At 56.9% G+C, this 14,235-nt stretch carries 12 protein-coding genes; 11 read left to right on the forward strand and 1 reads right to left on the reverse strand.

The features are described from left to right. Nucleotides 1–25: 25 nt before the first annotated feature. Together ACZ5EH_RS00075 and recJ are read left to right on the forward strand one after the other, a co-directional pair. A complete protein-coding gene (locus ACZ5EH_RS00075) occupies nt 26–889 on the forward strand; it encodes an HDOD domain-containing protein (protein WP_464276105.1) in 864 nt (287 codons plus the stop codon). 7 nt (nt 890–896) lie between these two features. Next, entirely contained in the window at nt 897–2,621 is a 1,725-nt protein-coding gene (recJ, locus tag ACZ5EH_RS00080; protein WP_464276106.1) for a single-stranded-DNA-specific exonuclease RecJ, read from the forward strand. Between the two features lie 143 nt (nt 2,622–2,764). Here the strand turns inward: recJ and ACZ5EH_RS00085 are convergent, their stop codons facing one another. Continuing rightward, the gene (locus ACZ5EH_RS00085) at nt 2,765–3,319 is read right to left on the reverse strand and encodes a hypothetical protein (RefSeq protein ID WP_464276107.1); all 555 of its coding nucleotides are present in this window, start codon (nt 3,317–3,319) and stop codon (nt 2,765–2,767) included. Nucleotides 3,320–3,631: 312 nt separating this feature from the next. Between ACZ5EH_RS00085 and ACZ5EH_RS00090 the strand changes: the two genes are divergently transcribed. From ACZ5EH_RS00090 to ACZ5EH_RS00130, 9 genes are all read left to right on the forward strand, one after another. Continuing rightward, nucleotides 3,632–3,889: a PxxKW family cysteine-rich protein gene (locus ACZ5EH_RS00090; RefSeq protein WP_464278350.1), complete on the forward strand. Its 258-nt coding sequence runs from the start codon at nt 3,632–3,634 to the stop codon at nt 3,887–3,889. 135 nt (nt 3,890–4,024) lie between these two features. Beyond that, nucleotides 4,025–5,269 carry a M20 family metallo-hydrolase gene (locus ACZ5EH_RS00095; protein WP_464276108.1) on the forward strand — a complete coding sequence of 415 codons (1,245 nt, stop codon included), beginning with the start codon at nt 4,025–4,027 and terminating at the stop codon, nt 5,267–5,269. 137 nt (nt 5,270–5,406) lie between these two features. Next, entirely contained in the window at nt 5,407–7,347 is a 1,941-nt protein-coding gene (gene mnmG / locus ACZ5EH_RS00100) for a tRNA uridine-5-carboxymethylaminomethyl(34) synthesis enzyme MnmG (RefSeq protein WP_464276109.1), read from the forward strand. A 237-nt stretch (nt 7,348–7,584) separates the two neighbouring features. After that, nucleotides 7,585–8,709, forward strand: a complete 1,125-nt coding sequence (locus tag ACZ5EH_RS00105; protein ID WP_464276110.1) for a PilZ domain-containing protein — start codon at nt 7,585–7,587, stop codon at nt 8,707–8,709. Nucleotides 8,710–8,877: 168 nt separating this feature from the next. After that, nucleotides 8,878–9,696 (forward strand): hemolysin family protein, encoded by an 819-nt coding sequence (locus ACZ5EH_RS00110; RefSeq protein WP_464276111.1) that lies wholly within the window; start codon nt 8,878–8,880, stop codon nt 9,694–9,696. Nucleotides 9,697–9,709: 13 nt separating this feature from the next. Continuing rightward, a complete protein-coding gene (gene lnt, locus ACZ5EH_RS00115) occupies nt 9,710–11,287 on the forward strand; it encodes an apolipoprotein N-acyltransferase (protein WP_464276112.1) in 1,578 nt (525 codons plus the stop codon). A gap of 14 nt (nt 11,288–11,301) precedes the next feature. After that, nucleotides 11,302–12,424, forward strand: a protein-coding gene (prfB, locus tag ACZ5EH_RS00120) for a peptide chain release factor 2 (RefSeq protein ID WP_464276113.1) whose coding sequence is annotated in 2 segments (ribosomal slippage) — nt 11,302–11,382 and nt 11,384–12,424 — 1,122 coding nt in all. Because the reading frame shifts where the segments join, the coding sequence is not laid out codon by codon here. Continuing rightward, nucleotides 12,405–13,274, forward strand: a complete 870-nt coding sequence (locus tag ACZ5EH_RS00125; RefSeq protein ID WP_464276114.1) for a GGDEF domain-containing protein — start codon at nt 12,405–12,407, stop codon at nt 13,272–13,274. Before prfB ends, ACZ5EH_RS00125 begins: the two co-directional genes overlap by 20 nt. A 15-nt stretch (nt 13,275–13,289) precedes the next feature. Next, a complete protein-coding gene (locus ACZ5EH_RS00130; RefSeq protein WP_464276115.1) occupies nt 13,290–14,111 on the forward strand; it encodes a MinD/ParA family protein in 822 nt (273 codons plus the stop codon). Nucleotides 14,112–14,235 lie beyond the last annotated feature (124 nt).

The following is a 14,235-nucleotide window of genomic DNA, read 5'->3' on the forward strand; positions in this document are numbered from 1 at the left end:
GCTATTTTGGGGTATATTCTTTTTTATGACAGACCAAGCCAAAGGGCAGGAATTTCTCAGCGAGCTGCCTGAAATCAAGCAGGAATTACCTTTCCCTCCGTCTTTGCTGGGAGAATTATTCCAGATGACGGGGGAGAACTCTTTTGCGCCCCTTGAAAAAGTGGCGCAAACGTTCAACCAGGACCAGGGGCTCAGCACCAAGGTACTGTCGCTGGCCAATTCAGCCTTTTACGGCCTCCAGGCCAAGGTAACCTCTGTGGCCCGCGCAGTAACGCTTCTCGGGCTCAAGGAAATTCGCAGTCTGGTGCTCATCCTGGGCACCCAGGCGCTTACCGTGCGCCACAACTACCCCCACGATTTCAATCTACGCTATTACTGGAACCACCAGATCAGCACTGGCGTCTGCGCAAAGCTGCTGGCCGAGCGTATCCCCGGCACTGATCCGGACATCATGTTCACAGCCGGTTTATTGCACGATATGGGGGTCTTGTTGACCGCGCTCTACCGCCCTGCCGATTGGAATCTCATCCAGAATGCGGTGATATCAAAAAACATTTCCTGGAGTCTGGCGGAGGAACAGCACTGGGGGCTCGAACACGGGCTTTTAGGCGCCCTTACCCTTAACTCCTGGAACCTTCCTCCGGAACTGACCGAGCCGATCAACTGGCACCACTCGCCGGAGCTTGCGCCTGACTACAAGACAGAAGCGCAACTCGTTTGCCTTGCGGACGGGCTGCACCATCGTCTTGAAGACGAATCTTTTGTCCTGTCAGACGCAGCCATCGCCGCCATGGAAGCTTTCTCCCTCAACGAAAAAGAAATCATGACCGAGCTTTCATGGGTGCTTGAAGATGACTCCATGTCCCAGTTCGTAGCGCATTTGACCTGATATTCCCATGCATTGGACACTGCGAAGAAGTGACGCACCGCCCGCGGACCCGGCCACCCTGGCCCAGACCGCTTCGCGGTTGCAGATATCGGAACTCCTTGCCGGCCTGCTCTGGCGAAGGGGGCACCTCGGCATCGAGGAAATGGACCTGTACCTCTCCCCGGGGCTGCGACACCTGGCGCAGCCGGACCAGTGGCCCGGCATTGCAGATGGCGCCCGCATCCTGGCCCAGGCCCTTGAAGATGGTCTGACCCTGGCAGTGTGGGGCGACTATGATGTCGATGGCGTAACCTCCACCGCACTTGTGGCCGATTTTTTGCGCAAACGCGGGTACGCGCCCATCACCCGACTCCCCCGACGCATGGAAGAAGGCTACGGCCTGAATGTAAGCGGTATTGAGGAACTGGCCGCTGCTGGCGCCGGCGTCCTGCTCACCGTGGATTGCGGCATTCAGGACATAGCCGCCATTACGCGTGCCAAGGAGCTGGGGCTGCGGGTCGTGATCTCAGATCACCATCTTCCCGGAGACGAACTGCCGCCGGCCGACGCCATCTGCGATCCACGGCTTGTTGCGGCTGCAGACTGCCCCTGTGCTGATCTGGCGGGGGTGGGCGTGGCGTTTTTCCTCATGGCCGCGCTGAACCGGCTTTTGCCCGGCACGCCACTGGATATGCGTCAGTTCTTGGACCTGGTTGCCATGGGCACCCTGGCCGATGTCGTTCCCTTGCAGGGGCAGAACCGCATCCTGGTCAAGAATGGTCTTTTGCTCATTACCGAGGCTTCCAGGCCCGGCATTGCCGCGCTCAAGGAAGTGAGCGGTTTCAACATCAAGGGCGCCCTCGGAGCTGGACAAGTTGTCTTCAGCCTGGCGCCTCGCATCAACGCTGTAGGACGCCTGGACGACGCCGCAAAGGCCCTGGAAATGCTTCTGAGTCCGGATATAGAAACCGCGCGTCCTTTGGCCGCCGCCCTGGACGCCTGCAACACGGCGCGCCGTGACGAAGAGGAGCGCATTCTGGAGCAGGCCAAGGAGCAGGCCGGGGAGCAACAAGAGCGGTTGGGACTGGTGCTCTACTCACCCGAGTGGCACCAGGGCGTCATCGGCATCGTGGCTTCGCGCATTGTGGAGCTGACCTACAAGCCCGCAATTCTGCTCTGCCGCTATGAAAACGGTGACGGCAGCACCCTGCTGAAAGGATCAGGACGCTCCATCCCAGAATTCGACCTGTACGCCGGGCTCACCGCCTGCGCCGACACCCTTGCAGGATACGGGGGGCACCGCCAGGCCGCCGGTCTCCGCCTCACAGAGGACAACCTTTCCCCATTACGGGAGCGCTTTCACCAGGCTGTCATCGAGCAACTGGGGGAGACGCCCCTCCAGGCCAAGCAATCGGTGGACGCTGAACTTGGCTTCGGCTCCATAGACTATACTCTGCTCAAGGAAATCGAGCTGATGCAGCCTTTTGGCATGGGCAACCCCGAGCCGGTGTTCATCTCCCCACCTGTAGACGTGCTGGGGCGCCGTGTTTTTGCAGAAAAACACGTCAACCTGACCCTGCGCGACGGTTACGCCAACATCATCATGAAAGGAAAAGCTTGGCGTCAGGCGGAAACAATCCCTGAAGACCTCAAGGGCAAGCGTGTGCGTGTGGCCTTCACGCCAAAGCTGGACAACTACCGCGGCACCCCTTCCATAGACTTGCACGTGCGCAGCCTCTTTATTGAGGAGTAAGGCGCAACTGCCAAAGCCCACTTCCTTGGGTAGAAGGCAAATGCCGCCTGCATTGAGAGGCGTGCAGCATCATCTGCAATAAAAAAGCGACGCCCCCGTTATGCAACAGGAGCGCCGCCCTAGTTCTTTTTACTCGTACGGATTTAGCCGAAGGAGCGCTTGAAAAGGTCTTCAATGGCCTTTTTGCCGTTCTCTTCCAAAAAGCGGGTACCGGTCCCCGTAAAATGGGGGTGCCCGATAACAGGAGCATCCTGCTCTTCCCAGCCTTTTTCCTCGCTCCAGCTGAACCAGGCATTGCGCACCTGGCCAAAAACATACAGCGGCTTGTTGCAAATTTTGGCGAATTCAGCGCCCCAGCCGGTACCGCCCTTAACCGTGCCGTCCTCCTGCACAGTGCCGATAACAAAGACTTCGTGACCGCTTTCCACCTGATACATGATGGTTTGCAACACTTTGCGCATGAAAGGGGCGTTTGTGAAGGTACGATTGAGCAGCTTGGACACGTAAGCGAGGCTGACATCCTTGCGGGCCAGCTCCTCCGGGGTCAGTTCACGCAAACCGCGGGTACGCTGATTTTTGTGGCCGTCGAAGACATAGTTGACTTCGTTGACGCCGTATTTCTCGGCCATCTGGCCAAAGTAGGATTCGGCTCCATTGGCGGCGCCGCTGAACAGAGTGCATTCCTGAGGGTTGGGCATGGGAAACTCCTTTAAAAGTCTATCTGCGGGTGGATGCGCCAAAAAACCTCATACCGCGTTTTGCCACGGGAAACAACGCCCGAAAGACCACAGCCAAAGGTAAGCGCCTGAAGAGGTTGGGCGTTATCTCAAAAGTGCGACATTTGCAAGGGCGGCGTCGCACTTCTCAATGGTCTGGTAGAGAGTTGTATTCCTTGCTTTCATTCTTGCGCGCATCCCTCTTGACAACCAAAATCCAGTGTGTAATGTATCTCGTTTCTACAGACTTTTCCATAGGAGGACCCTATGTTTTCTCAGCCTAAAGAAGCAGAAATGGGTGTTGTCGTCAAAGGCAGCGACGTTATCATCAACGGCGTAAAGTGCCAGGAAATCGTCGAAAAGTGCGACGGTTGCGAGCGGGTCAAGGAGCACGACGGAGGCAAGTACTGCTCCAGCTACCCCATCCCTGAGCGCAAGTGGCATCTGGGCGCCTGCAACTTTGCCACGCATGTCCGTGCCGAGCTCGACAAGGGCGGCAAGGTCAAAATCAACCCCCTCAAGGCTTCCAAGCGCGCCGCACGCGGCCGTTAATCGCCATGTGGGAGACGGGGGGCGCCCCGTCCAGCCGTATCACTATGTATTGCCTTCAAGGGCCCGGCCGACAGGCAGGGCCCTTTTCGTGCTGCATCATTCTCCCAGCACTTTGAAACAAGGAGCTACGGCTTTATGACGCCCGTTCTCGAAGCCATTCTCGATCACATCGACGCGGATGCGCAAACAGTTATTGACGTGCAAGAGCGTATGGTGTCCATCCCGGCTCTTGGGCCGGACAACACCAGCGCCCCTACGGATGCTGAACTCCCCAAGGCGACCTATCTGGCAGAGTACCTGGCGCAGCTTGGCCTGCCGGAGCCGGAATGGATCAACGCGCCAGACCCGCGCACCACATGCGGGTACCGACCCAATCTTTCCTGCATTCTGCCGGGGGAGGATACGAGCCGTACCATGTGGATCATCGGCCATACCGACGTGGTGCCCCCGGGCGACCTTTCTCTTTGGGAATCCGACCCCTGGACCTTGCGCGTCGAGGGCGACCGCATCTACGGCCGCGGTGTGGAAGACAACCATCAGGGCATCGTCACCGGCCTGCTGCTGGCCAAGGCCTTCCACGAAAAAGGCATCACGCCGCCCATGAACATCGGTCTGCTGTTTGTGGCGGATGAGGAAACCGGCAGCGGACATGGGCTGGATTATGTGCTGCAGGCGCGGCCTGAACTGTTCACCAACAAGGACCTCATCCTGGTTCCCGATTTCGGCACCCCCGACTCCACCATGGTCGAGGTGGCTGAAAAATCCATGCTTTGGGTCAAGGTTACGGTGAAGGGCAAGCAGTGTCATGCCTCCACGCCCAACGCCGGCATCAACACCCTGCGCGCAGCATCCCGCTTCATTGTGGCCCTGGATTCCCTGCAGCGTGATTTTCCAGAAACCGACGATCTTTTCGACCCGCCTTTTTCGTCTTTTGAACCGACCAAAAAGGAAGCCAACGTTCCCAACGTGAACACCGTACCCGGCCAGGATGTCTTCTACATCGACTGCCGCATCCTGCCCCAGTACGATGTGGAAACCGTGTTCGCACGCATCAAGGAACTGGGGCGCAAGGTGGAGGAATCCACCGGGGTACGCATGGAGTATGAATCCGTACAGTACGCCCAGGCAGCGCCCCCAACTCCCGCAGACAGCGAAGTTGTCCGGCGTCTCATTACCGGTATCCGCAAGGAATACGCCACCGACGCAAAAGCCGTTGGCATCGGGGGGGGCACTGTGGCAGCCTTCCTGCGCCGCAAAGGGCTGCACGCAGCCGTATGGAGCACCTGCGTGCACAACGCGCACCAGCCCAACGAATACTCCCTTGTCTCTTCGCAAGTGCGCGACGCCAAAGTGCTGGCCCGCGCCCTGTATGAGAAATAAGGCAAAATGACGAATATTCGCGGGGGGATCCCTTTTTCTCAAGAGGGGCCCCCTCGCACCCCCTTCCTAAAGTTCTTTAACGGTTTATAATAGCAAAAGTTTTGGGAAGACCCCCTGAAGAGGGAGCTATTTGCAACATGGGCCCCCAGGTGGAACTCCTTTCAAACGAACAGAGCTCACCCATGCGTATGCCGCCGCCTGACGAATTTGACCTGATTGTGACCGGAGCGGGCCATGCCGGTTGCGAAGCTGCCATGGCCGCGGCCCGGCTGGGCCTGAAAACTCTGCTGCTGACCATCAACGTGGACCGCATCGGACATTTGTCCTGCAACCCGGCCATCGGTGGCCTGGCCAAAGGGCACCTGGTCAAAGAAATAGATGCCCTGGGCGGCATGATGGGATTGTGGGCCGATGCCTCCGGCATTCAGTTCCGCCTGCTGAACACCCGCAAAGGGCCGGCCGTGCGCGCCACCCGCGCCCAGATCGATCGCGACGCCTATCTGAAAGTCGTACGCGCCGCGGTCTTTGCCCAGGAGAACCTCTGGATCCGACAGGATACCGTGGCGTCCCTGGATATTGAGACAAGCGGCGGCGAACAGCGTGTAACAGGCGTGCGCACCACCCTTCTGGAACGCTTTGCCGCCAAGGCTGTGCTGCTGACCACCGGCACATTCATGCAAGGGCGCATTCATGTGGGGCTCAACAATTTCCCTGGAGGACGGCTGGGTGATCCGCCTAGCGCCACCCTCTCTCAAAGCCTTTCCGACGCCGGCATCAAACTGGGGCGTCTGAAAACCGGCACAACGCCCCGCCTGTTGCGGGACAGCATCGACTATGCCCGGTTGGAAGAGCAGCCAGGCGATGTGCCCGCCCCTTTGTTCAGCTTCCGCAGCGAACCGGGGCGCACCGTGCTGCCGCAACTGCCGTGTCATGTCACCTGGACAAACGAGGACACCCACGCGGCCATTCGCACCGGTTTTGACCGCTCACCTCTGTTCACGGGTGTTATCGAAGGTATTGGCGCGCGCTATTGCCCTTCCATTGAGGATAAGGTCGCACGCTTTCCAGAAAAGGGACGGCACCAAATTTTCGTGGAGCCCGAAGGAGCTGAGAGCCCCGAAGTGTATCCCAACGGCATCCCCACAAGCCTGCCCCTGGATGTGCAAAAAGCCATGCTGGCCACTATTCCCGGGTTGGAAAAGGCGCAGATAGTGCGCCCCGGCTATGCCATTGAATACGACTTTGCCTTCCCCACCCAGTTGCGCCCGACCCTGGAATCAAAAATCGTCAACGGGCTGTTTTTTGCTGGACAGATAAATGGCACCTCGGGCTACGAAGAAGCCGCCGCCCAAGGCATGTGGGCCGCCTGCAATGCATTTTGCGCTTTGACAGGGCGCCCTCCCTTTTTGCCGGGGCGCGACCAAGCCTATATGGCTGTTCTGGTGGACGATCTGGTCACAAAAGGCACCTTGGAACCATACCGCATGTTCACTTCACGGGCGGAATACCGGCTGCTGCTGCGCGAGGACAATGCCGATACCCGTCTCACCCCCATGGGGCGGGAGCTGGGACTTGTGGACGACGCCCACTGGAGCGCCTACCAGACAAAAGCCCAGGCACTTGACGAGGTTATGGCAGGGCTGGAAGCGCGCAAGGTCAAGCCCGATGCCCACGCCAAAAGCGTTCTGGAACCACTGGGGGAAAGTCTGCCGGGCAAGGCGGTGACGCTTGCCGAACTGCTCAGACGCCCCGGCCTGGTGATAGGGCAATTGGCGCCCTTCTGGCCCGAACTTGCAGAGCAACGCGAGGATGTGCTGCAGGAAGCGCAGACGATCTGCAAATACGCCGGCTACCTGGAGCGGGAGAGCGAGCGTGTGGCGCGTTCGAGAAAATTGGAGCGCACCCCGCTGCCCCCCGACCTGGACTATGCCGCCGTTGCCGGACTGACCCGCGAGGTGGTGGAAAAACTGGGGCGCGTGCAACCCGAATCACTGGGGCAGGCAGGCCGTATCTCCGGTGTCACTCCAGCGGCGCTCTCCTGCCTGGAGGTGCACCTCAAAAAGATGGGGCTGCTCTAAGCCGTACACTGTTGTAGCAAAAGACGCCCTACACTATTGTTTCCAAAACGCACGGAAGCGATTATGCTGCGGGGCAGAGCACAACGTGCATTTTGCTGCGTGATGGGATACATACACCCTGCGCGGCCTCAACTACATGTTCTCCGCCGTCCCCTGTACGAGGCACGCAATCTGCATACTGTCTGAGGGCCCTTTTCATTTGCCAGAATTTGGACACCTTGCCGACGGTAGCGAGCCATGCCAGACACTTCCATATTCAGTACCGGAACACTCCAGACCCTGCTCAGGGACCTGCCGGCCTTGCCCACCAAAAATGTGGCGGCCACATCCTATGACAAGGACTTCCTTGAAGGCGTCAAAGGCGGCTTCAACTCAGTGGGTATAAGCGGCGAGTTGTTCGCTTACATCATCATTGTCTTTGCCCTGGTTGGGGCGGTGTTCCTTCTGGCCAAAATGCTGGAACCCCTCTACTCCAAAATGCGCCTGAAGGGGCTGCCCGCCTATTGGGTTGTCAGAAAAAAAGACATCCTGAACATTCTGCAGTACGCCGTGGCCGAGCGCAGCAAATTTGAAATGAAATTTCTTCCTTCAGAATACGCCCGGCCAGTGGCCGTGTGCACACTGCTGGAAATCAAACCCTCTGGCCTGACGTTTGAAGTGGGATCCGGCGCCTCTGTGACAAAACGCTGGCTGGACCGGTCCGCAGAATTTTATTTTCGCATCAAAGGCGACAACAAACAGCATATTTACTATCGACTTACGTCAACAGTCGTCGGCGTCAAGAAACTGCCAAATGATTTGAATACAATCATCACGGAATTTCCTGACAAGCTGGAACTGCAACAAAAACGCTCGTTCCTGCGTTTGGAGCCGCCGGCGCAATATCTGCTCGGCCTGGCTGTATGGCACGACAAAGGCTCGCCCAAACCCGCGGAAGTCAACCGTTGGGGGCGCCCCCATTTGTTGCACCAGCCGGACAGGGCCGCAAACCCGGTGATGGTGGAGGATGTCTCCGCCGGCGGCATGCGTCTTTTGATCACGCGAAGCGCCCTTAAAAATAGCAACCTGAGCCTGAGCATCGCCGACAGGTTGTACATCGTGCTTGATTTGTACGATCCGGAAGTTTCGCGCAAACGTCGCTTCTGGCTGCAATCACGGGTGCAGCACGTATATGAGGATTTTGAGACCCGCAACGCCGAGTACGGATTGCAATTCATTGCCTGGGGGCGCCCCCGTAAGGAAGAAGAGGATGGCGTCGTCAGTGTGGACTGGCGTGAAATCGAGCAGGACGGCATTGAACTTTTAGGCAGTTGGATAATGAAACGGCATTTGGAACTTTACAGAGACAAAGGCATTGTATAATCGCGAGATATGGACACAGCACCCCATCGGTTTTACAATGGATGCTGTGCGTTTTTGAAAAGGTTTTTGTAGCGTATAAAAGGGTGGCGGTGCGCGTGTCTTGTCTACCGTGCGTATCACGCCGCCAAGAAATGAAGACCATATCGCCCAAGCCAAGGAGACGCTGCGTTGGACGAATCATCGGAGAGTTGGATACGACCCTTTTTCTCCAAAATTTTCGGCGGCAGACACGATCAGTCCATTGAAGAAGCCATTCACGACGCCCAGGAAGATGGCGAAATCAAGGGCGACGAAGTCGCCATGTTGCTCAATGTCATCAGACTTGGCAGAAAACTGGTCGAAGACATCATCATCCCGCGGACAGACATCGTATGCGCCGAAGTGGATGACGATGTGGAAGACATCGCCCAGCTGCTCATAGAAAGCGGCCACTCTCGGCTGCCTATATTCCGCAACACCAAGGACAATATCATCGGTATTGTCCACGCCAAGGATTTGCTGAAGGCGTTGCTGGAAAACGAGCCCGGCAAAATCAGTGTTTCCGAGATAATGCGCCCAACGTTTTATATCCCGGAAACCAAGGTCGTGCGCGATTTACTGCAGGAATTCAAGACCCAGCGCGTGCACATGGCCATTGCCCTGGACGAATACGGCGGCACGTCCGGCCTCGTCACCTTCGAGGACGTGCTGGAAGAGATCGTTGGCGAGATCGAGGATGAATACGATACGCCGCGTCCTGCTGACATTCGGGTGCTGGAAAACAAAGATGTTCTTGTCTCGGGCCGCACGCCCTTGGAAGAACTGGAAGATTTTCTGGAAATGAAACTCGACTCCGAACAGGTTGAGACCGTTGGCGGCTACCTTTGCGAGCTTGCAGGCAGAGTGCCCTCCGTTGGCGAGAACTTTTCCCTGGCAGGACACCGCTTCACCGTGAAAGAGGCCGACGCCAAGCAAATTCGCTGGATACTGATTCATAAACCAAGCTAGATTAACGATAACAGTGCCCTTTCTCTCTTTTTCCTCCCTGCTCCCCATGTTGGGGCCCATTTTGCTGACAGTGGCCGGCGCCTGGTTCGGTTTTCCCAACCCCTGGCTGCATTTGCCCCCCGCTGTGCTGCTCTTTCCCGCTGGCCTTGCCGTCATTGCCGGAACAGCAGGCAGCCCGAAACGCGCCTTCAAGCTTGGCTGGTTCGCTGGCACCCTGGCCTACGGTGTCTGTATCTACTGGGTTTCTCTACCAGTACACAACTATGCTTTTCTGCCCTGGATATTGGCAGCGCCTTGTCCCATCCTGCTTGGCCTGGTCCTGGGACTCTATGCGGGCGTTTTCACACTCCTTGTCGCCAGTACGGAAGGACGCCTGCACTGGTTTGCCCAGGCCCTGTTCACCGCGCTGTTATGGGGCGCTCTGGAATGGGTCAGGAGCTGGCTGTTCACTGGATTTCCCTGGCTGGGGCTGGCATCGGCGTTTTCCTTCTGGCCCATTGCGGTGCAGGGCGTTGCCCTGGTCGGGGGCTACGGCATGGCAGCATGGCTGGCCATGGGCGCCGTCTTGCTTGCACGCTGTGTTCTCCCCGGCGGGGTGAAAGGCATCCCTCTTATTCTGGCAGTTCTTGTGCTTGCCGCGCCATTCTTTTACGGCCGACATGCCCTGAACAATCCGCCCCAGCCTGTGGACACGGCCAATATCGGCATGGTGCAGGGCAACATTGACCAGGGCGTGAAATGGGATGACAATTTCAAGCAAGGCACGGTGGAGCGCTACACCACCATGTCTTCTTCCCTTGCTCTGGAACAAACCCCGCGACGCCTGGACCTCGTGGTTTGGCCTGAAACAGCCATGCCCTTCTATTTTCAGGAAGCGGGGACGCTTTCCGCCTCTGTACGCCGGATGGCGCGGGATCTGAATCTTCCCGTACTGCTGGGGGCTCCTGGCTTTGAAAAACTTGAAGGCCGCGATTATCTGCTTTTCAACAGAGCTTTTCTGTTGAACACTTCCGGTGAGACGACCGGGTTCTATGAAAAGGAACATCTTGTACCCTTCGGAGAATATGTTCCCCTGCAGAATCTGCTTCCTTTCCTGAACAAGCTCGTTCCGGGCAGCGGTGACTTTGCTCCCGGCAAACGCATAGAGCCGCTAATGTTGAACCGTCTTGCTTTGGGCGTGCTCATCTGCTACGAAGCAATATTCCCCGAGTTGGCGCAAAAGCGCGTGGAACAAGGGGCCAACGTCCTTGTCAACATCAGCAACGACGCCTGGTACGGCAGATCGTCAGCAGCAGCGCAACATCTGTCGCTTGCGCTCTTGCGTTGCATCGAACAAGGGCGCAGTATGGTCCGTGCCACGAACACGGGGCTCTCCGCCATTATCGGTCCACAGGGGCGTATTTTGGCGGAAATTGGCTTGTTTACCCCCCGAGCGGCAGCAGCGGAAGTAGGCCTGTACACTTACAAGACACCCTTTCACCGCATTCAAAAGTACGTGGCCCCTGTGCTGTGCATCACAGCGCTGCTGCTGCTGGTGATCGGGCTTATTCTGAAACGCCCCGCGCCTGCCGCGGGACAAATCCACCAATAAGCGAGTATATTGAGATGGCTGATTTGCAGTTTTCTGACTTGAAAGCACAAGCTGCACCCTTATTTGAGCAATTTGAGAGTCTTTGGAGGCGTCTTTGACCTCGACGCCAACAAAAAACGACTCGGTGAAATAGAAAAGATTCTTTCGGAACCCGGCGCCTGGGACAACCCTGAAAAACTGACCCCGGTGCTGCAGGAAAAAAGTCATTTAGGCGACCATGTCGAGCGGCTCGAAGACCTGCTCAAAGCCAAGGGAGATCTTGACGACTGGCTGGAGATGGCCAAAGAGGAACCGACCGATGATGTGCTGCAAACCCTCGGGGAGCAGATCAAGGTTCTGGAGAACAAGCTGGAAATCGCTGAATTGCGCATGCTGCTCAGCGAGCCAGAGGACAAGGCATCGGCCATCCTGGAAATCCATCCTGGCGCTGGCGGCACGGAGGCCCAGGATTGGGCTGAAATGCTTCTGCGCATGTACCGCCGCTGGGCTGACGATCAGGGATTTGCAAACGCCGTCATGGAACTGCTGCCTGGAGACGAAGCCGGCATCAAGAGCGTGACGCTGGAAATAAAAGGGCTCAACGCCTATGGTCTGCTCAAGAGCGAAGCCGGCATTCACCGGCTGATTCGCATCTCGCCCTTTGACTCTTCGGGCAGGCGGCACACCTCCTTTGCTTCGGTGGACGTGCTCCCCCAGGTGGAAGAGGAAATTGAAATCGAGATCCGTGAAGAAGATTTGCGCGTGGATGTTTTCCGCTCCAGTGGCCCGGGGGGGCAGAGCGTGAACACCACCAGCTCCGCAGTACGCGTTACGCACCTGCCCACAAATCTTGTGGTACAGTGCCAGAATGAAAAATCGCAACTGCGGAACAAGGAAACAGCGCTTAAGATACTCAAGGCCAGGTTGCTGGAGCGCGAGCTGAAAAAACGCGCAGAAGAGCGCCAGGCACAATACGCCGGCAAGGAAGCAATTGCCTGGGGCAGTCAGATTCGCACCTATACGCTGCAACCCTACAGGCTGGTCAAGGATCACCGCACCAACGCAGAGGTGGGGGATGTGGACGCCGTTCTCGACGGACGTCTGGACGACTTCATAAGGGAATACCTCTTGTTCTGCCATGGCCAAAGAAACGCCTGACGAACTCTTCCGCGCGAGCAGAGAGCAGCTTGCCAGAGAAATGGAAACTCTGGGGCGGCTCCTGCGCGATTATGACAGGTCACCTTCCAGTGGGAGTGACGACGCTCCTGTTGTCGCCATAACCCGCTTTTGTCGCGACTTGTCATTGGAAGAATGGAATAAGCTGTCCGAAAATCCTGAATTCAAGGAGTGGATAGCACTCCCTGTGAATTCAGCGGCTTACCCCCATCTGCTACAGTTGCAGGAGCGCATGGAGAGCCTGTCTTTCCAGTCCGAACACGACCCCCTGACCGAGCTGCGCAACCGCCGGGGGTTCGAGAGCACCCTGAAGCTGGAACTGCAACGCGCCATGCGGCAGGGGCAGTACCTCAGCCTGGCAATTCTGGACCTGGACGATTTCAAGAAAATCAACGACACTTATGGCCACCCATGTGGTGATGAAGTGCTCGTCACCCTTGCCGATACCATGATCAAGAACAAGCGCACCTACGACCTGGCTTCCAGATTAGGGGGCGAAGAGTTCGCTCTCATCCTTCCCGGTGCCGGGCCCTCAAAGGCCGAGGACATGGTGACCAGACTTTTGGAGACGTTCCGGCATATTCCCATTTCCTGCACCGGTGTGGACAGGGCGGTGACAGCCACCTTTTCCGCGGGCATAGCCAGCACCCGAACCAAGGTGCGCATCAAGCCTGCCGAACTGATGTCACTGGCGGACAAGGCTCTGTACGTTGCCAAGCAGCGTGGCAAGAATAATGTGCACGCGGTTCGCGCACCCAAAGAGCTCGAGCTTCCCCGCTCGACCATGGTGCGCTCTGAGGAAAAACAGTTCCTTTTTACAGGAAGCAAATAACCCACAGGCATTGCCATGAGTACCAACAAGACCCTGAGCGTATGCGTAATGAGCGGCAAAGGCGGCGTGGGCAAGACGAACGTAGCCCTCAACCTGTCATACTGCCTGTACAAGGGAAATCATTCCCTGCTGTTGATGGACTGTGACCTCGGCCTGGCCAACCTCGATGTGCTTTTGGGAATTGCCCCAGAGTACAACCTCCAGGATATCCTGGATGAGACGGTGGACCCGACCAATGTCGCCCTGCCTTTAGCTGAAAACGGGTTTGACTTCCTGCCTGCCGCGTCCGGCGTTCCGGAACTCATCGACATGGATGAAGAACTGCGCAACAGCCTTTTCAAAAAGCTTACGCCACTGTTTACGGATTATGACTACCTGTTCCTCGACCTTGGAGCCGGCATCAATCCGACAGTTTTGTCCTTTGCCATGATGAGTCACCTGCGCATTGTTGTGGTCACGCCGGAGCCGACCTCCCTGACAGACAGTTACGCCCTGATGAAGGTGCTCTCCACACAGCACAACGTGAAGGATTTTCATATTGTGGTGAACATGGCTGAAGACCGTCGTGAAGAAAAAATCACCTTTGAACGGCTGGCGGCTGCCTGCCACAAGTTCCTGAACCTGGATTTAAAGTTTCTGGGCGGCATTTTGTACGACAAAACCATTGTCGAAGCAGTGCGGAAACAGAAGCCACTGATGCAACTTGCACCTAAGTCAAAGGCAGGACAAGATATTTTCAATATTGCCTTGAAGCTGCAACGGATGCGAAAAGAGCTGATGCCGGTGATTGCGGAGCAGCCGATACTGCGTTTTTCCGAACTTTCGGATGAAATATGAATAAAAAGTCCCAGCAAAACGCTTTTTTTTAACTCCATATTAAAAAAGCCCTTGACGAAAAACGGCGTTTTTTGACATGGTTATAGGAAGTACTCTCTTCAGTGCCTCTCGGCATTGCAGCGCT

The sequence above is a fragment of the Desulfovibrio biadhensis genome (assembly GCF_055388615.1).